Annotated in this window: 16 protein-coding genes; 11 read left to right on the top strand and 5 right to left on the bottom strand. The window is 65.1% G+C overall.

Annotated features, from left to right (window positions below):
- The first annotated feature begins 28 nt into the window (after positions 1 to 28).
- Genes mdcE through mdcH form a run of 6 tightly spaced genes read left to right on the top strand, consistent with a single transcriptional unit; the run spans position 29 to position 5,478 of the window.
- Complete coding sequence (mdcE, locus tag DXT74_RS22140) at positions 29 to 859, top strand: biotin-independent malonate decarboxylase subunit gamma (protein WP_194427003.1); 831 nt, start codon at positions 29 to 31, stop codon at positions 857 to 859.
- Entirely contained in the window at positions 853 to 1,101 is a 249-nt protein-coding gene (locus DXT74_RS22135) for a malonate transporter subunit MadL (protein WP_194427002.1), read from the top strand. The genes mdcE and DXT74_RS22135 overlap by 7 nt, the downstream gene beginning before the upstream one ends.
- Entirely contained in the window at positions 1,091 to 2,416 is a 1,326-nt protein-coding gene (locus DXT74_RS22130) for an MFS transporter (RefSeq protein WP_043638026.1), read from the top strand. The genes DXT74_RS22135 and DXT74_RS22130 overlap by 11 nt, the downstream gene beginning before the upstream one ends.
- Positions 2,409 to 3,872 carry an amidase gene (locus DXT74_RS22125; protein WP_196783798.1) on the top strand — a complete coding sequence of 488 codons (1,464 nt, stop codon included), beginning with the start codon at positions 2,409 to 2,411 and terminating at the stop codon, positions 3,870 to 3,872. Before DXT74_RS22130 ends, DXT74_RS22125 begins: the two co-directional genes overlap by 8 nt.
- A gap of 2 nt (positions 3,873 to 3,874) precedes the next feature.
- Entirely contained in the window at positions 3,875 to 4,504 is a 630-nt protein-coding gene (locus tag DXT74_RS22120; RefSeq protein ID WP_043638028.1) for a malonate decarboxylase holo-ACP synthase, read from the top strand.
- Complete coding sequence (gene mdcH / locus DXT74_RS22115) at positions 4,501 to 5,478, top strand: malonate decarboxylase subunit epsilon (protein ID WP_194427001.1); 978 nt, start codon at positions 4,501 to 4,503, stop codon at positions 5,476 to 5,478. Before DXT74_RS22120 ends, mdcH begins: the two co-directional genes overlap by 4 nt.
- A gap of 153 nt (positions 5,479 to 5,631) precedes the next feature.
- Here mdcH and DXT74_RS22110 read toward each other — a convergent pair whose 3' ends face one another.
- From DXT74_RS22110 to DXT74_RS22095, 4 genes are read right to left on the bottom strand one after another with little or no spacing between them, the layout of a single operon-like run.
- Entirely contained in the window at positions 5,632 to 6,087 is a 456-nt protein-coding gene (locus DXT74_RS22110) for a DUF3592 domain-containing protein (RefSeq protein WP_114153717.1), read from the bottom strand.
- Positions 6,084 to 6,602, bottom strand: a complete 519-nt coding sequence (locus DXT74_RS22105) for a DUF3592 domain-containing protein (protein WP_081862652.1) — start codon at positions 6,600 to 6,602, stop codon at positions 6,084 to 6,086. Before DXT74_RS22105 ends, DXT74_RS22110 begins: the two co-directional genes overlap by 4 nt.
- A 7-nt stretch (positions 6,603 to 6,609) precedes the next feature.
- Positions 6,610 to 7,047, bottom strand: coding sequence for a Holliday junction resolvase RuvX (gene ruvX, locus DXT74_RS22100; RefSeq protein ID WP_043594155.1), 438 nt, complete (start codon positions 7,045 to 7,047; stop codon positions 6,610 to 6,612).
- Positions 7,031 to 7,594, bottom strand: coding sequence for a YqgE/AlgH family protein (locus DXT74_RS22095; RefSeq protein WP_043638035.1), 564 nt, complete (start codon positions 7,592 to 7,594; stop codon positions 7,031 to 7,033). Before DXT74_RS22095 ends, ruvX begins: the two co-directional genes overlap by 17 nt.
- 133 nt (positions 7,595 to 7,727) lie before the next feature.
- On the opposite strand from DXT74_RS22095, the gene smc reads away from it, so the two are divergent.
- The 3 genes from smc (at position 7,728) to DXT74_RS22080 (ending at position 13,545) form a co-directional block, all read left to right on the top strand.
- Positions 7,728 to 11,213 carry a chromosome segregation protein SMC gene (gene smc, locus DXT74_RS22090; RefSeq protein WP_194427000.1) on the top strand — a complete coding sequence of 1,162 codons (3,486 nt, stop codon included), beginning with the start codon at positions 7,728 to 7,730 and terminating at the stop codon, positions 11,211 to 11,213.
- 284 nt (positions 11,214 to 11,497) lie between these two features.
- A complete protein-coding gene (locus DXT74_RS22085) occupies positions 11,498 to 12,874 on the top strand; it encodes a nitrite extrusion protein (protein ID WP_019103189.1) in 1,377 nt (458 codons plus the stop codon).
- 8 nt (positions 12,875 to 12,882) lie between these two features.
- The gene (locus tag DXT74_RS22080; protein ID WP_194426999.1) at positions 12,883 to 13,545 is read left to right on the top strand and encodes an energy transducer TonB; all 663 of its coding nucleotides are present in this window, start codon (positions 12,883 to 12,885) and stop codon (positions 13,543 to 13,545) included.
- A gap of 105 nt (positions 13,546 to 13,650) precedes the next feature.
- On the opposite strand, the gene DXT74_RS22075 is transcribed toward DXT74_RS22080, so the two are convergent.
- The gene (locus DXT74_RS22075; protein WP_019103187.1) at positions 13,651 to 14,118 is read right to left on the bottom strand and encodes a MarR family winged helix-turn-helix transcriptional regulator; all 468 of its coding nucleotides are present in this window, start codon (positions 14,116 to 14,118) and stop codon (positions 13,651 to 13,653) included.
- A gap of 275 nt (positions 14,119 to 14,393) precedes the next feature.
- Between DXT74_RS22075 and DXT74_RS22070 the strand changes: the two genes are divergently transcribed.
- Together DXT74_RS22070 and DXT74_RS22065 are read left to right on the top strand one after the other, a co-directional pair.
- On the top strand, positions 14,394 to 14,687 hold the full coding sequence (locus tag DXT74_RS22070) for a hypothetical protein (RefSeq protein ID WP_143330247.1): 294 nt from the start codon (positions 14,394 to 14,396) through the stop codon (positions 14,685 to 14,687).
- Positions 14,688 to 14,700: 13 nt separating this feature from the next.
- Positions 14,701 to 15,879 carry a cell division protein ZipA C-terminal FtsZ-binding domain-containing protein gene (locus DXT74_RS22065; protein ID WP_081555488.1) on the top strand — a complete coding sequence of 393 codons (1,179 nt, stop codon included), beginning with the start codon at positions 14,701 to 14,703 and terminating at the stop codon, positions 15,877 to 15,879.
- Positions 15,880 to 15,972: the final 93 nt, after the last annotated feature.

The following is a 15,972-nucleotide window of genomic DNA, read 5'->3' as shown; positions in this document are numbered from 1 at the left end:
GGCCATCGACTGAAGGAGGCGTGAAGAGATGGGAGAGCATGGGATATCGCGGAATCGGGCCAGCCGCTGGCTGGCGGCGCTGAGCGGTGCGCCAGCGCCGGACAGTGGCGTCTATGGCACGGCGCTGCGGGTGGTCGATGCCAGCCTGAGGGGACAGGCCGCGCGCTATATCGCCCTGACGCCGGATCCGGACAACCGCTTTGTTCGGGCTCGCCATGGGGAGGTGGGGCTGGAACAGGGCTGGGCGCTGGCGCAAGCGGTGAGGGATGGCATGGCGGCGGATGCCGGCTGCGCCGACAAACGCGCCATCATCGCGGTGATCGATACTCCGGGCCAGGCTTATGGCCGCCGGGAGGAGGCTTACGGCATCCACCTGGCCTTGGCGGCGGCAGTGGACGCCTATGCCAGCGCGCGGCTGGCCGGCCACCCGGTGATTGGCCTGATGGTTGGCCAGGCCATGTCCGGAGGCCTGCTTGCCCACGGTCATCAGGCCAATCGTTTGCTGGCCTTGGACGCCGCCGAGGTCATTACGCAGGCGATGGGCAAGCAGGCGGCGGCGCAGGTGACCCTGCGCTCGGTGGAGGCGCTGGAGGCCTTGGCTGCGGAGTTGCCGCCCATGGCTTACGACATCCGCAGTTATGCCGGCTTGGGGCTGCTGTGGCGCTTATTGCCGGTGGAGGACATCGACGCCCCCACGGCGGCCGACATCGTTCGGGTTCGCATTGCCTTGGGCGAGGCCTTGGCCGATATCCGGCAGGCTGGCGATCAGGGCCGGCGGCAAGGCGCGGGGATGGCGCAAAGGGCGTCGCGCCTGGTGCGGCAACGGCTGCGCGAGCAATGGGAGCAGAGCTCATGGTGACTTATTGCGTGGTCTTACTGGCGGCCTGCGTTTTGTGTGGCCTGCCGCTGGGGGACGTGCTGGGGTGGCAGATCGGCGTCACAGCCGATGTCGGCGGCGTGGGCTTCTTCATGTTGCTGCTGATCGCCAGCAGCGAGTGGCTGCGTGGTCGGGGGGCGCTGGTAGCGTTTCACGCAGCGCAGCAGGTCGTAAACACGTTCTTAAGTCCCCAACCAATAGCAGGAGGCCGCTATGTCGCTTGAGACTTCTTCCCGTTCTCGCATTCAACAGGTGGCGGCAGCCATCATAGGCAATGCCTTGGAATGGTACGACTTCATTATCTACGGCTTCATGACTGGGGTGATTTCCAAGCAGTTCTTTCCCGCCGATGGTCAGGAGTACACCTCTTTGCTGCTCGCCACAGCCACTTTCGGCGCCGGTTTTGTGATGCGGCCAGTGGGCGGAGTGCTGTTGGGCGTCTACGCGGATCGCAAAGGCCGCAAGGCGGCATTGCAACTCATCATGGGATTGATGAGCCTGGCCATCCTCATCATTGTGCTGGCGCCGCCTTATGCCGCCATTGGAGTGGCCGCGCCGGCGCTCATTCTGCTGGCGCGCTTGATCCAGGGCTTCGCCACCGGCGGCGAGTACGCCAGCTCCACCGCTTTTCTGGTGGAAATGGCGCCGCCGGGCAAGCACGGCTTGTATGGTTCCTGGCAGTTGTTCGGCCAGTCGCTTGCGGTGTTGACCGGTGCGGCCATGGGCGCCTTGGTCAGCTATGCTTTCACCCCGCCGCAATTGGAGGCGTGGGCTTGGCGCTTGCCCTTTGTCTTTGGTTTGCTGATTGTGCCGGTGGGATTGTGGATGCGGCGTCATATGGAGGAAACCGAAGCCTTCGTCCACGCCAGCCGTCAGCCGGCCGCCACGCCGCTTGCGCTGGGTTTGGCCGGCAACATGGGGGGTATGTGGACGACGCTGGCGCTGATCGTGCCGGGCACCGCGGTGTTCTATGTGGTCCTGATCAGCATGCCTGGCTATGCCAGCCGTCAGTTTGGCCTGCCGCTGGAGCAGGCTTTCGCGGCCCAGACCGTTGCGGTGGCGGTGCTGACTCTGGTGACGCCGTTGTCCGGGTGGTGGTCGGACCGAATTGGAAGGTGGCCGATCCTGCTGGGCGCGCAGGGGATGATGCTGCTGCTGGTCTATCCGCTGTTCTGGTGGCTGGAGCAGACGCCTAGCATTGAGCGCTTGCTGGCGGTGCAAGTGACCATGTGCGTGTTGCAAGGCCTGTGCAATGGCCCGGTGCCGGCCGCGGTCAGCGAACTGTTCCCGGTCAAGGTGCGCTCCACGGCGATGTCGATTTCCTACAATCTGGCGGTGATGCTGTTTGGCGGTTTCGCGCCCTTCATCGTCACCTTGCTCACTCAGCACAGCGGCTCCTCATTGGCGCCGGCCTTCTATCTGATGTTCTGTCTGCCAATTGGACTGCTGGGCGCTTACCGGCTGCGCGCGCCGGCCCGCGCCGTCGGATTCGAGAACCGCGGCCAGCCGCCCCACAAGGAAGGAGCAAGCCGTGTTTAGGATCGAAACGCCTGCCGGCGTACGGGAAATTGTTGAGTTGGACGGAGGCGAGCTGTCCGCCGCCTTGCACGAGCGGCGCTTGTCCTGCCGCGATGCGATGCAGGCTTATCTGCAGCAGATTGAAACTCTGAATCCGGGCGTCAAGGCCGTGGTGTCGCTACAACCCGTCGACGTCTTGCTGGCTGAAGCCGAGCGTTGCGACGCCGAGCTGAGCCGCGGTTTCAGCCGCGGCTGGATGCATGGCTTCCCGCTGGCGGTCAAGGACCTGGCCGCCGCGCGCGGTTTGGTCGCCAGCATGGGCTCGCCCCTGTATCGCGGCCAAGTGTCCACGCAGGACGACATCATGGTGGAGCGCATGCGCGCGGCGGGGGCCATCATTATCGGCAAGACCAACACACCGGAGTTCGGTGCCGGCTCCCATACTTACAACCCGGTATTCGGCGCTACCGGTAATGCCTATGATCCGGCGCGCAGCGCCGGCGGCAGCAGCGGCGGCGCGGCGGTGGCCCTGGCTTTGCGCATGCTGCCGGTGGCGGACGGCAGCGACATGATGGGCTCCTTGCGCAACCCGGCGGCGTTCAACAATGTTTTTGGTTTCCGTCCCAGCGCCGGCGTCGCGCCGCTGGGCCCCTCGCCGGAGCTCTACCTTCAGCAACTCGCTACCGTGGGGCCGATGGCGCGGTCGGTGCCGGACCTGCTGGCCTTGCTGCGCATTCAGGCCGGGGCGGACCCGCGCGCCCCGCTGGCCTACGATTCGCCGGATTTGCGGCAGCCGTTGGAGCGTGACCTGCGCGGCGCGCGGCTGGGCTGGCTTGGCGACTACGATGGCTATTTGCCGATGGAAGACGGTGTGCTGGCGTTGTGCCGCGGCGCCTTGGCGGATTTCGAAGCGCTGGGTTGCGCGGTGACGCCGGCGTCGCCGGCTTTTGACATGAGCGCGCTATGGCAAAGCTGGCAAACCTTGCGTCACTGGTTGGTGGCCGGCAGCTTGGAGCACCATTATCGCGACCCGGAGCAGCGACGGTTGTTGAAGCCGGAACTGAAATGGGAAATCGAGGGCGGACTTGGGCTGAGCGCGCTGGATGTCTATCAGGCGTCCAAGGTGCGCAGCGATTGGTATCGCGCCATGCTGGTGCTGTTCGAGGACTACGACTACTTGCTGTTGCCCAGCGCCCAAGTGTTTCCATTCGAGTTGGAGCGGGCCTGGCCAGAGCGGATTGCCGGTGTGCGGATGAGCAGCTACCACCGCTGGATGGAAGTCGTGCTGGCCGCGACCATGGCCGGCTTGCCGGCGGTCAGCGTGCCGGTGGGTTTTAATCGGCAAGGGTTGCCGATGGGCATGCAGATCATTGGGCGGCCGCGCGCGGATCTGGCGGTGTTGCAACTGGCCCATGGTTATGATCTGCGTACCGCCTGGACCCGCCGCAGGCCGCCGCCGGCTTTGAGGGCGGTCTGAGCATGCCTTGTTGGCGGGCGCATGATCTGCTGCGGGTGGGCGATGTCGCCGGACTGCGCTTGCCGGCGGGACGGCCGGACTGGCTGGCCGCGGGCCGGCCATTGGCCGATCTGGTGGTGGTGCGGCGCGATGTGCGCTCCGGCGGCGACATCCCCGTGGGCTTGCGCGCCTGGCGACGGGAACAGCGGCTGGCGGCCTGGCTGGCGCCGGAGGCGGTGGCGAAGCGGCTGAGCCCGGAAAGCCTGTTGGCGAGGCTGGACGATTGGAGCGGTTTCAGGCAGCCTGCCCTGTCGGCGCTGGCCGCGTTGCGGCCATGGATGGACGCGTGCGGCTGGGCCTGGGGGCCCACGGGTAGCTGCGGCTTTGCACTGGCCAGCGGTTTGCCGCTGCTGCGCGCGGACAGCGATCTGGATCTGCTGATCCGGCTGCCGAGCCGGCCTGACCCGGCGCGATTGAACGAGCTGCGGCGTTTGAATGCGTGGCGGGGGTGCCGGCTAGACGTGCAGATCGATGTCGGCCATGGCGGCTTCGCGTTGGTGGAATGGTTGTCGGCGCGTGGCGACGTGCTGTTGAAGACCGGGCGGGGGCCGCGCTTGCTTAGCGATCCCTGGAGGTGGGAGGACGGCCTGTGAGTGCGCTGTTTGCTTTTCCCGGGCAAGGCGAGCGGCATGCCGGCATGCTGCGCCGCTTGCCGAATCACCCGCTGGTTGCGCAAACCTTGAGTCAGGCGGAGGAGATTCTGGCCGTCGATCCGTTGGTTCTGGATGGGGCGGCGGCCTTGCGCTCGACCCGCGCGCATCAGCTTTGCCTGCTGATCGCCGGCGTCGCGGCGACGCGCTTGTTGGCGGTCTCAGGCTGGCGACCGGCGATGGTGGCGGGGCTTTCCATCGGCGCCTGGCCCGCGGCGGTGGCGGCGCAAGGGCTCAGCTTCGACGACGCTCTGCGTTTGGTGGCCTTGCGCGGCGAATTGATGGAGACGGCTTTCCCCGCCGGCTACGGCATGCTGGCGGTGACCGGTTTGAGCCAAGCGCGCTTGGAGAGCCTGATCGCCGCGATACATAGCGCGGCGACGCCGCTGTATCTGGCCAACCTGAATAGTGATGTCCAGTTCGTGGCCGCTGGACATGAAAACGGCCTGATGGCGTTGGAGACAGCGGCCAAGGCGGCTGGAGCTCGAGCTTGCCGCCGTCTGGAGCTGGGCGTGCCGTCGCATTGCCCGCTGCTGACGCCGGCGGCCGAAGCATTGCGGGCGGCTATCGCCGGCGTGGAAATACGCGCCCCGGCCGTGCCCTATCTGAGCGTCGGACGCGCGCGGGTAGTGTTCGGCGCGGAAGCCCTGGCCGATGATCTGGCTTTCAATATGGCGAGGCAGCAGCGCTGGGCTGACGCGGCGCGCCACGCGTGGGAACGCGGCATGCGCATCTTGCTGGAGCTGCCGCCGGGGCGGGTGTTGAGCGGCCTGAGCCGGGAGACGTTCCGCGAGGGGAAAGTGCTGGCGTGCGAAGCGATGGATCTGGCGGCGCTTAGAGCCAGTTCAAAATCTAGCGAGCAAGAGCGAGACAAGGCGAAAACCGCCGAGAAAGCGGAATGGTCAAGTGGTACATGAGCATTTCGAAGCGGTACTCATCGTGTCACGCCTCGCGAAGCGCAGCAGATTATGAACAGACTCTTACGAACCTGTTCAAAGTCCTTTGAGTTCAAACAGGCCCTTGGCTACGAGCATCGATGAAGGATCGTTGCTCGCGGGTTGCGGTACTTGTCAGCGCCGCAGCAGCCATAGGCCGACAAGGACCACGAGCGCGCCCACGGCCTGGGCCAGCCACGCCGACCAGTGCTTGCCTGGCTCCAGGCAGGCCTCCTCTGGGTTTTGCGGATTGTAGAACACCTGCACGGCTTGGCTCGCCGGGTAGCGCTGAACGATTTCGAGCGCTTGTTGATCGCTGCTGCCGTAGCCTGGATTGGGGAAGCGCAGCCGCTCGGCGCGGTGGATACGGCCGGCCACGCGGTATTCATAGCGTACGACGGCGCGGTATTCCCTGCGATCCGAGCTGTCGCCGCCGCGAATAGGTCGCCAGTCCACTTCGCTGGAGACAATTTGGCCGACGACGCTGGGCCAGCCGGCGGCCTGTTGCGCCTTGGCGGACTGCTGCCACAGATAAACGGAAATGGCCAAGCCGATGGCGATGACCAGCAGGGCGATGACTTTTTCGCTCATGGGGCGCGGATGCCTCGGTGAACGCGCCGGCGCGGCAGCGGCAGCTTGGCCCGCAGCCGATACAGCAGCGCCCAGCCGAACAGCGCGCTTAGCGCCGCCAGGATGAATTTGGCGCTGCCGATATCGCTGTCCCCGCCCTTGATCAGCACGGACTCGGCGGGGCTGCGCGGATTGTAGTAGACGGTGATCGCCTTGCCGGCGGGAAAGCGCCGCGTCAGGTCATCGGCGTTGCTGCGGTCGCCGGGCAGGGCGTTGTCGACGGCGAACAGCCGGTCGCTGTGATAGACCTGGCCGCGCACCGTGTACAGGTATTGCACATGCGGCTGCCAGTAAAGTTGATCGGGGTGTTCGGCGCTGGAGACCACCAGCATGCGGCTGCTCTCCACGTGGCCCGGCGCGTTGCGCCATTCGCGCAATTGATGGCTGGGTGTCAGCAAGACCGCGATCAAGCCCAGCAGGCTGGCGAGAAAGGCCAGCATCAGCGCGCTGACCCGGGCTTGCGGCGAGAGTTTCATGATGGGGTCAGACGGCTTGTCCGGGGTGCTCGAACCAGGTCAGCAGAATGGCCTGGGCCGCCACCTGATCCAGCGCCGGCTTCTGCTTGCGGCCGCGCACGCCGGCTTCTTCCAGCATGGATTCGGCCACCACCGAGGTCAGCCGTTCGTCCACCAGCCACACCGGCAGGCCGTAGCGGCCCTTGAGCCGGTTGGCGAAGCGGCGCGCCAGTTGCGTCATCTGGTGTTCGGTGCCGTCGATGTGCATCGGCAGCCCCACCACCAGCTGCGCCGGCCGCCATTCCGCGATTAAAGCGGCGATGGCGGCGAAGCGCGCGTCGTTGATTTCCGTGTCTATGGTGATGAGCGGGTGGGGAATGCCGAGCAGGGTGTCCCCGACGGCGACGCCAATGCGGCGCTCGCCGAAGTCGAATGCCAAGGCGCAACCTTCAGGCATGGCCGACATCCGTGGACAATAGGGAAGGATCGAAGCCCAGCAGCGCCATCGCGGCGTCGTAGCGCTCCTCGCAGGGCAGTCCGAAGATGATGTCCGGCCGCGCCGGCACCGTCAGCCAACCGTTGTCGGCGATTTCCTGCTCCAGCTGACCGGCGCTCCAGCCGGAATAACCCAGCGTGATCAGCATGCGGTCCGGCTGCTTGTGGTTTTCGGACACCGCCATCAGCACGTCCTTGGACGTGGTCAGCGCGATGTCGTCGGTGACCAGCAGGCTGGATTGCCAATTGCCCACCGGCATGTGCAGGACAAAGCCCCGGTCCGGCTGCACCGGGCCGCCGAAGTAAATCGGCTCGGCGCGGAGCGAGTCGCCGTCCAGCGGCAGATCGATCTGATCGAACAACTGCGCCATGGCGATGCCGGAAGGCTTGTTGACGATCAGGCCCATGGCGCCGTGCTCGCCATGCTCGCAGACGAAGACCAGCGAGCGAGAGAACAGCGGGTCCGCCATATTGGGCATGGCGATCAAGAATTGATTGGACAACGATAGCGGTTCCATGCGGCCATTATGGCATAAGTGGGCTGTCTGGGTAGATGCGGCTGCGCGACGCGCAACAGGTCCGCGCGCGACGCGCGGCCGGCGCGGGCAACTGCTAAAATGCCGATTTTCGCCCAGCCATTGCGAGGACATCTTGCGTCTCACCCACATCAAGCTTGCCGGTTTCAAGTCATTCGTCGATCCCACCAGCATTGCCGTGCCCGGTCAACTGGTGGCGGTGATCGGCCCCAATGGCTGCGGCAAGTCCAATGTGATAGACGCGGTTCGCTGGGTGCTGGGCGAGTCCTCGGCCAAGCAACTGCGCGGCGAATCGATGCAGGACGTGATCTTCAACGGTTCGTCCACGCGCAAGCCGGTTAGCCGCGCTTCGGTGGAACTGGTGTTCGACAACGGCGACGGCGCGCTCACCGGCGCATGGGGTCAGTACGCGGAGGTGGCGATCAAGCGGGTGCTGACCCGCCAGGGAGAATCCAGCTACTTCATCAACAATCAGCAAGTGCGTCGCCGCGACATCACGGATCTTTTTCTCGGCACCGGCGTGGGTGCGCGCGGCTACGCGGTGATCGAGCAGGGCATGATCTCCCGCATCATCGAGGCGCGGCCGGAAGAACTGCGCGCCTATCTGGAAGAAGCCGCCGGCGTGTCCAAGTACAAGGAGCGCCGCCGCGAAACCGAACACCGCATCGCGGACACCCGCGCCAATCTGGAACGCATCGCCGACTTGCGACAAGAGCTGGAGCGGCAGGTGGAGCGCTTGTCCGAACAGGCGGAGGTGGCCGCCCAATACCACGATCTGCGCGGCGCGCTGACCCATAAGCAAAACCTGCTGGCTCTGGCGCGACGGGAAGAGGCCGCGCGCAACGAGGCGGCGGCGCGCGGGGAACTGGCGCGTATTGAAACCGAAGAAGCGGCGCTGGAAGCGGCGGTCACCCATGTGGAGGCCGAGTCCGAAACCGTTCGCGAAAGCCATTTCGCCGCCAGCGACGAAGTGCACGAGGCGCAGCAGCGCTTGTTCGAGGCCAACGCCCAACTGGCGCGACTGGAAGAGGCGCAGCGCCACCGAGAGCAAAACCGCGCCCGCGTCGACCGAGAGCTGAGTGCCGTGCGCACCGAGCGTCAGGTGCTGGCCGAAAGCCGCGGCCAAGTGAAGGCTGAGCTGGACGACTGGCTGCCGCGGCGCGAAGAAGCGCAGATGAGGCTGGAAGAGGCGCAAATGACGCTGGAAGACGGCGCTGACGAATTGCCCACCGCCGAGGCGGAATACCGCGCGATAGAGCAGCAGCTGAACGGGCTGACCGCGCAGCAGGCCAAGCTTAGCCGGGATCGAGACCTGGCGCGCCAGAACGGCGAGCATCAGCGTCGCAATCTGGAGCAGCTGTCCGGCCGCGAAGACGCGTTGCGCCGAGAACTGAGCGATTTGAATCTGCCGGACCAAGAGCGGCAGCAAGCCGCCGCCGCCGAAGTGGAACGCGCGCGCGGCGCGCTGGAGACGGTGCGAGGCCGGCTGGTGGCCGACGAGGCCAAGCAGGCGGACCTGGCCGCCGAGCGCGAAAAACTGGACGAACAACTGGCCGCGCTGCGCGGCGAACAGGCGCGGGCCGAGGCCGAGGCCGCCGCGCTGGCCGGAATGCTGGCGCGCGAGGCGGCCAGCGAGCAATTGGACGGCTGGCTGCAGCGCCGGGGCCTGGCCGAGGCGCCGCAGTTGTGGCAGAGCCTGCAGGTGGAGCCTAAATGGCAGCCGGCGCTGGAAGCGGCGCTGGGCGAACGCCTGGCCGCGCGCGCCGCCGCGCTGTCCGGCGAATTGCCGCCGGCGGCGCTGGCGTTGGCGGACGGCGCGACGGCGCGGGACTGGGAAGCGGAGCGCTCGTGGCCGACGCTGTTGCAACAGGTGCGAGCAGCCCAACCCTTCCAGGCCGCCTTGCAAGACTGGCTGGCCGGCGTCTACTTGGCCGGATCGTTGGACGAGGCACTGGCCTTGCGCGAACAATTGCCGACCGGCGCTTGCCTGCTGACGCCGGAAGGCCACCGCGTTTACGCCGCCAGCCTGTGCCTGCACGCCGAAGCCGGCGGCGACGGCCTGATGGCGCGCAAGGCGCTGTTGGAAGCGGCCCAGGCGCGCTTGGAGACCTTGTCGCCGGAAATCGACGCCTTGCAGCGGCGCCGCGAATCATTGCAAAGCCGCGGCGGCATGCTGGCCGAGGCGGTGCGGGCGCAAAAGGGCGCGTTGACCCGTTTGGAGGCGGAGCTGAACGCGGCGACCCTGGAGCACGTCAAGCTGGACCAGGCCGCGCGCCAGGGCGCGGCGCGGCTGGCGGCGATCGAGGCCGAGCGCCGGCGCATCGCCGAAGAGGGCGAATTGGCGCGCCAGAGCATCGCCGAAGCCGAAATGCTGGGCGAAGAGACGGCGTTGACGCTGGAAGAACTCACGGTGCAATTGGAGGACATGCGAGTCGACCGGCTCAATGCCGAGACGGGTTTGCAGTTGGCGCGCAACAAGACGCGCGACGCCGAGCGCATGCTGCACGAGATCAAGCTGGAAATGAGCACCGCCGAGCAGAAGGTGGCGGAACTGGCGCGGCGAGGCCGCGAACTGGATGAGCGCGATCAGCAACTGGCCGAGCGTTTGGAGACTCTAGCCGAGGAAGCCGAGGCGGTGGAGGAGGCGGTGCCCGAAGAGGCCTTGCAACTGGCCTTGGCCGAACGCGAACAGCGCGAGCACAGCCTGGGCGCGGTGCGTGACCGGCTCAACGGCCTGACCGAGAAGCTGCGCGAATTGACCCAGCAACAACAGCAAGCCAACGCCGCTTTGCCGGCGCTGCGCGAAGCGCGCTCGGACTGGTTGCTCAAGCACCAGGAGGCGAGGCTGGCGATGGAGCGTTTCGCCGAAGAACTGGCCAGCGCCGGCGCCGACGAAGCCGCGCTGATGGCCGATCTGAGCGAGTCGGTGAAGCCGAACGCGCTGGCCGCCGAGATCGCGCGGCTGGCGCGCGCGTTGGAAGGGCTGGGCGCTGTCAACCTGGCGGCGCTGGAGGAGCTGGATGAAGCCAGGAAGCGCGGCGACTACCTGGCCAATCAGTCCGAAGACCTGAATCAGGCAATGGCCACCTTGGAAGAGGCGATCGCCAAGATAGACGGCGAAACCCGCGAGATGCTGCAAGCCACTTACGATGCGGTCAACACCAAGATGCGCGAGTTTTTCCCCACGCTGTTTGGCGGCGGCCGCGCCGAGCTGGTGCTGACCGGCGAGGACTTGCTGGACGCCGGCGTGCAGATCATCGCCCAGCCGCCGGGCAAGAAGAACAGCACGATTCATCTGCTGTCCGGCGGAGAAAAGGCGCTGACTGCGATGAGCCTGGTGTTCTCGCTGTTCTCGCTGAACCCGGCGCCGTTCTGCCTGCTGGACGAGGTGGACGCGCCGCTGGACGACGCCAATACCAGCCGTTTCTGCGATCTGGTCAAGCAGATGTCGGAGCGAACCCAGTTTCTCTATATTTCTCATAACCGCCTGACCATGGAAATGGCCGAACAATTGGTGGGCGTGACCATGCAGGAACAGGGCGTCAGCCGTATTGTGGCGGTGGACATCGTGGAAGCGTTGAAAATGCGGGAAACCGCCTGAGAATCTGTTCAAAGTCTGCGGCGCTTCGTGAAGCGTTGCACGGTGAGTGCGAGCTCAAAATGCTCATGCACCACTTGACCATTCCGCTTTCTCAGCCGCTTTCGCCTTGTCTCACTCTAGCTGGCGAGGCTTTGAACAGGCTCTGAAGGCTCGAGCTGCCAGCAGACTGTTTTCATTAGTTTCGGTTTGACGGCGCGCAAACTATAGCGTGTGCGCGAATGGCATACTGCGCAGCTTCCCGGCGGCAGCGGCCGCCGGACGATATCATTGCTGGATGAATAGGCATGACCGTAAGCATCAAGCGTTGGGAACCTGAAAACCCTATCTTCTGGCTGCGCCGCGGGCGGCGCATCGCCAATCGCAATCTCTGGCTGTCCATCCTGTCGCTGCACCTGAACTTCAATATCTGGATGATGTGGAGCATGGTGGTGGTCAACCTGCCGGCGGTCGGGTTCGCGCTCAGCAATCAGCAGCAGTTCCTGCTGGTGTCGATTCCGCCGCTGGTCGGCGCCTTGATGAGGCTGTTGTACTCATGGATATGGAGCTGGGTGGGCGGCGGCCTGTGGCTGGGCATTTCCACCTTGCTGCTCTTGCTGCCGGCTTTGGGCGTGGCCACGGTGGTGCAGGATATTTCGACGCCGTTTCCCATGCTGTTGCTGGTGTCCGGCTTGTGCGGCATCGGCGGCGGCGCTAGCGCTTCTCATCTGTCCAATACCAGCTTTTTCTTTCCCAAGGCGGCCAAAGGGCTAGCGATGGGGTTGAACGCGGGGTTGGGAAATCTGGGCGTGTCGGTGGCGCAACTGGCGATCCCGGTGGTGATTCTGCTGCCCTTGTTCGGCGCGGCCGGCGGGCCGCAGATCTGGGGCGTTGGCGGCGCCGTGCACCCGGTGTGGCTGCAGAACGCCGGGTATCTGTGGCTGCCCTTCATCGTCGTCATCGCGCTGGCCTGCTTGCTGTACGCGCATGATCTGCCCAAGCTGCGCATCACACCGCATGATCAGCTGGACGCGATGCGCGATCCGCACACCTGGTATATCTGCCTGCTGTACATGGGCAGCTACGGCACTTTCCTCGGCTTCGCCGCCGCCTTTCCTCTACTGGCGCGCAATATGTTCCCGCTGATCGATGTCACGCCCTACGCCTTTATCGGGCCCATGGTCTGCGCCTTGTCGCGGCCGCTGGGCGGCTGGATGGGCGACCACATCGGCGGCGGCATCGCCACCATGCTCAGCAACGGGGTGATGGCGCTGGCCACCGTCGGCGTTTATCTGAGCATGCCCTCCGCCGGCAACGGCGGTTCGTTCTGGCTGTTCCTCGCCATGTTTCAGTTGATTTTCTTCGCTGCGGGCGTGGGCAACGGTTCGTCTTTTCAATTGGCGCCCAAGGTTTTTCTGTTGCAAGCGGGCCAGCGGGCCAAGGCCGCGGGCCTGGACGTTGCGGAAGCCTACGCGCGCGGCGGGCGGCGCGGCGCGTCGGCGATGAATGTCAGTTCGGTGATGGCGGCGTTCGGCGGCTTCGTGATTCCCAAATCCTTCGGCAGCGCGCTGGCCGCCTTCGGCAGTTTCCTGCCGGCTTTCGGCATGTTCTTTGTGTTTTATCTGGTGTCCATGCTGGTGGCCTGGTGGCATTACAGCCGGCCGGGCAGCCGGATGCGCTGCTGAGGCGAAAGATGGGCGCGCGCCCTGTCTGTTGGGCTTTGTTGGCGTCGCTGGCGCTGCATGCCTTGCTATTGTTTGCTTGGCAAGGTCGTCCGCCTCAGCCAAGCGTGGCCGCGTTGACGCTGAGACTGGCGCAGCCCGCGGGCGGACCTGAGCCCGTTATCGCTCAAAATGCGGCCAAGGCCGGGAATCAGGCCGGCAACAAGGTTGAAAATAAAGCGGCGGCCAGGCCAAGCTCCAAGCCAAGCGCCCGTTTTGCGGCGCCTCCGCTTTTACCTGAGGCCGGCCTGGCCGAGCCGGCGACAAGCGCCGTTGAGTCCGCCGGCGACAGTGGTGCGAAGAGCGGGGCCGCCGCGCAGCCGGGGGGCGGCGGCACATCGCAGGGCGGCGCGGACAGCGTGGCATTGTACCGCGCGGAATATCTGAACAATCCGCAGCCGGAATACCCGGAACGTTCGCGGGAAAACGGCGAGCAGGGCACGGTTTTACTGCGGGTGAGCGTTAGCGCCGCGGGCCGCGCCGGCGAGGTGACGGTGGCCGTCAGCAGCGGTTATCCGCGGCTGGACCGAGCGGCCAAGGCCGCGGTGGAGCGTTGGCGCTTCGCGCCGGCCAAACGCAATGGCCAGGCGGTGGATTCGGTGTTGATGGTGCCAGTGCGTTTTCAAAGCCCTTGAGCCGCGGGCGCGGCCGGAATTGAAAATGCAATGGCGGCGAGGGCGCGGGCCGCATCGCGGGGCCGCGTCTCGCCGCCGGGTAAAGGGCGGTGACGGCTGGAGAGATTAAGCCGTGACTTCTTCCTGTTCCTCCAGCGCCAGGCTGAAGCCTTCGCGCAGACGGCCCAGTTCCTGGCAGAAACCGGACAGGTCGTGTTCGCCAAAGCGTTTGAAGGCGATCTGCATATAGTCGATATGAGCGGGGAAGGCCTGATCGAACAGACGTTCTCCGTGTTGGGTCAAGGAAACGAATACGCTGCGGCGATCGTTTGGCTGCATGGTGCGGGTAACCAGACCCTTGTCTTCCAGCCGGTCGATGACGCCGGTCAGCGTCCCTTTGGTGATCAACGTGCGGTCGGACAGCTCCTTGCAATTCATGCCCTTGCTATGGCCCAGGGTGGCGACCACGTCGAATTGCGGCGGAGTCAGGCCCAGCTGACGAATGTGCTGGCTGGCAAACTGTTCGAATGCCTGGTAGGTGCGCGCCAGCTCGTGGACCACCGGAAGGAAACTGGCTTGAGAAGTGTTTTTCATCGATCTATCCCTTGCTTTCCTAAGCAGTGTTTAAGACGATTTGGAATCATTCATTTGCATGAACACGAAATATTCTGGCACGAGATATTTCAGAGCGCCCCTGTCAGAAATGTCATCTGCCGGACCTTTCGGCACTGAAAATGACGTTCCGCTTCCATTTGGCCCGCTTGCGGCGGGCCGATTCGCGACGTACAACGGCTGGCTGGAGCCGTTCTACGCGGTCTGATGGAACCAGCAGGGGCGATTCGGCATCCAATTCAGGTTGAGAACCCGGTTTGAAGCGCCAAATTGCCCGCATCAGCTATCGCCCCGGCTTGATTTACGCTGGCGGCAAGGCATTTACGGCTAAATTGCCGCCAAATGATGCGCAAGCTGAGGCTTTCGTTATAATAACCGTGGTCTATCGCCGTTCTCGACTGGCCGAAACGCCAGATTCGAACGGTTTTGTTGCCGAATACTTAAAGGGAGGCTGTCGGCCCGGCTATTGCCGAAAGACGCCGCATCGCGCATTGAGAGATGCGCCGGCGCGCGGCGAGGAGGCTGCCGACGGCTTCGATTATTCGCCTTAATGCGGACTGGCTGATGAGCGAATTACAGATTGGTGTATTGATACTGGGCGGCGCGGTGATCGCTTTGGTGTACGGATTCAATGCTTTTCAGGAATGGCGTTTTCGCAAGAAGACTCGCCAGGCCTTTACGCGCGGCCACGACGACGTGCTGCTGGACGTACCCAAGAACAATGTGCGCGACGGCGTGAAGCAGGACCGGATGGAACCGGTGCTGGTGGACGCCTCGCCGGAGCCGGACGATTACGCCGCCGCTTACTTTGAGCCGCAAATCCCCGTGGAGCCGGCGCGAGCCGAGCCTGACCGGCCGCGCGAGGCGGTCTTCGACGCGGTGCCGGTGGTGGAGGAAGAGGACGAAGCCCCGCAGATGGACTCCGCCGATCACCAGGCGCTGGTGGTGGCGATGCTGGACCCGTCTTTGGATTTCATCGCCGAAGTGGTGTTCCATGCGCCGCACGAGCTGGCGGCGATTCCGCGTTTCAACGTGGGCAAGCGCACCCAATTGATAGGCCGCACGGAAAAAGGCCTGTGGAAGCCGGCCGAAGCCCTGCCTGGAACCCGTTACAAGCAGATCAACGTCAGCATGCAGATGGTGGATCGCAGCGGCGCGGTGACTGAGCAGGAACTGGCCGGTTTCTGCCAACAAGTATCGCGTTTCGCCGAGGAGCACGACGCCGCGGTCAGCTTCCCGCAGCGTCAGCAGAAGCTGGTGGCGGCGCGCGAACTGGACCGTTTCTGCGCCGACGTGGACGTGCTGATCGGCATCAACATCGTGCCGCAGGGGCCGATAGAAGGCACCCGGCTGCGCAGTTTCGCCGAGGCCGCCGGCCTGCAACTGGAGCCGGACGGCGCTTTCCATTACCTGGCGGACTCCGGCAACACCCTGTATTCGCTGATGGCGGCCGACCAGATGCCGTTCACCTTCCACACGCTGCTGGACAAATCCTTCCCGGCGCTGACTCTGTTGTTCGACGTGCCGCGCGTGGCCGGCGGGGTCGAGGTGTTCGACCGAGCCGTGTATTTCGCGCGCCAGTTGGCGCAGGAGTTCGACGCCCAACTGGTGGACGACAACCGCCGTCCGCTGTCCGACGCCGGCCTGACCCGCATTCGCGACCAATTGCTGCACATCTACGGCAGCATGGACGACCGCGGCATCGCCCCCGGCAGCGTGGCCGCGTTGAGACTGTTTGCCTGAAGCCGGCAGGAAACCCCGGTGTCGCCTTGCTGTCCAGCCGCTACACTGGGGTAATCGGCCCGCTCGATAATCTTCCGTTTCCAAGGCCGGCGC

Source organism: Chromobacterium sp. Rain0013, assembly GCF_015291765.1.
GTDB classification, from domain to species: domain Bacteria; phylum Pseudomonadota; class Gammaproteobacteria; order Burkholderiales; family Chromobacteriaceae; genus Chromobacterium; species Chromobacterium haemolyticum.
This window is presented reverse-complemented; position numbering and strand designations above follow the sequence as displayed.

Excerpts from the sequence above, each read along its gene's own strand:
- mdcE (WP_194427003.1), top strand. The coding sequence starts at position 29 with ATGGGAGAGCATGGGATATCGCGGAATCGGGCCAGCCGCTGGCTGGCG.
- DXT74_RS22135 (WP_194427002.1), top strand. The coding sequence starts at position 853 with ATGGTGACTTATTGCGTGGTCTTACTGGCGGCCTGCGTTTTGTGTGGC.
- DXT74_RS22130 (WP_043638026.1), top strand. The coding sequence starts at position 1,091 with ATGTCGCTTGAGACTTCTTCCCGTTCTCGCATTCAACAGGTGGCGGCA.
- DXT74_RS22120 (WP_043638028.1), top strand. The coding sequence starts at position 3,875 with ATGCCTTGTTGGCGGGCGCATGATCTGCTGCGGGTGGGCGATGTCGCC.
- DXT74_RS22110 (WP_114153717.1), bottom strand. The coding sequence starts at position 6,087 with ATGAGCGAAAAAGTCATCGCCCTGCTGGTCATCGCCATCGGCTTGGCC.
- DXT74_RS22105 (WP_081862652.1), bottom strand. The coding sequence starts at position 6,602 with ATGAAACTCTCGCCGCAAGCCCGGGTCAGCGCGCTGATGCTGGCCTTT.
- ruvX (WP_043594155.1), bottom strand. The coding sequence starts at position 7,047 with ATGTCGGCCATGCCTGAAGGTTGCGCCTTGGCATTCGACTTCGGCGAG.
- DXT74_RS22095 (WP_043638035.1), bottom strand. The coding sequence starts at position 7,594 with ATGGAACCGCTATCGTTGTCCAATCAATTCTTGATCGCCATGCCCAAT.
- DXT74_RS22085 (WP_019103189.1), top strand. The coding sequence starts at position 11,498 with ATGACCGTAAGCATCAAGCGTTGGGAACCTGAAAACCCTATCTTCTGG.
- DXT74_RS22080 (WP_194426999.1), top strand. The coding sequence starts at position 12,883 with ATGGGCGCGCGCCCTGTCTGTTGGGCTTTGTTGGCGTCGCTGGCGCTG.
- DXT74_RS22075 (WP_019103187.1), bottom strand. The coding sequence starts at position 14,118 with ATGAAAAACACTTCTCAAGCCAGTTTCCTTCCGGTGGTCCACGAGCTG.
- DXT74_RS22065 (WP_081555488.1), top strand. The coding sequence starts at position 14,701 with ATGAGCGAATTACAGATTGGTGTATTGATACTGGGCGGCGCGGTGATC.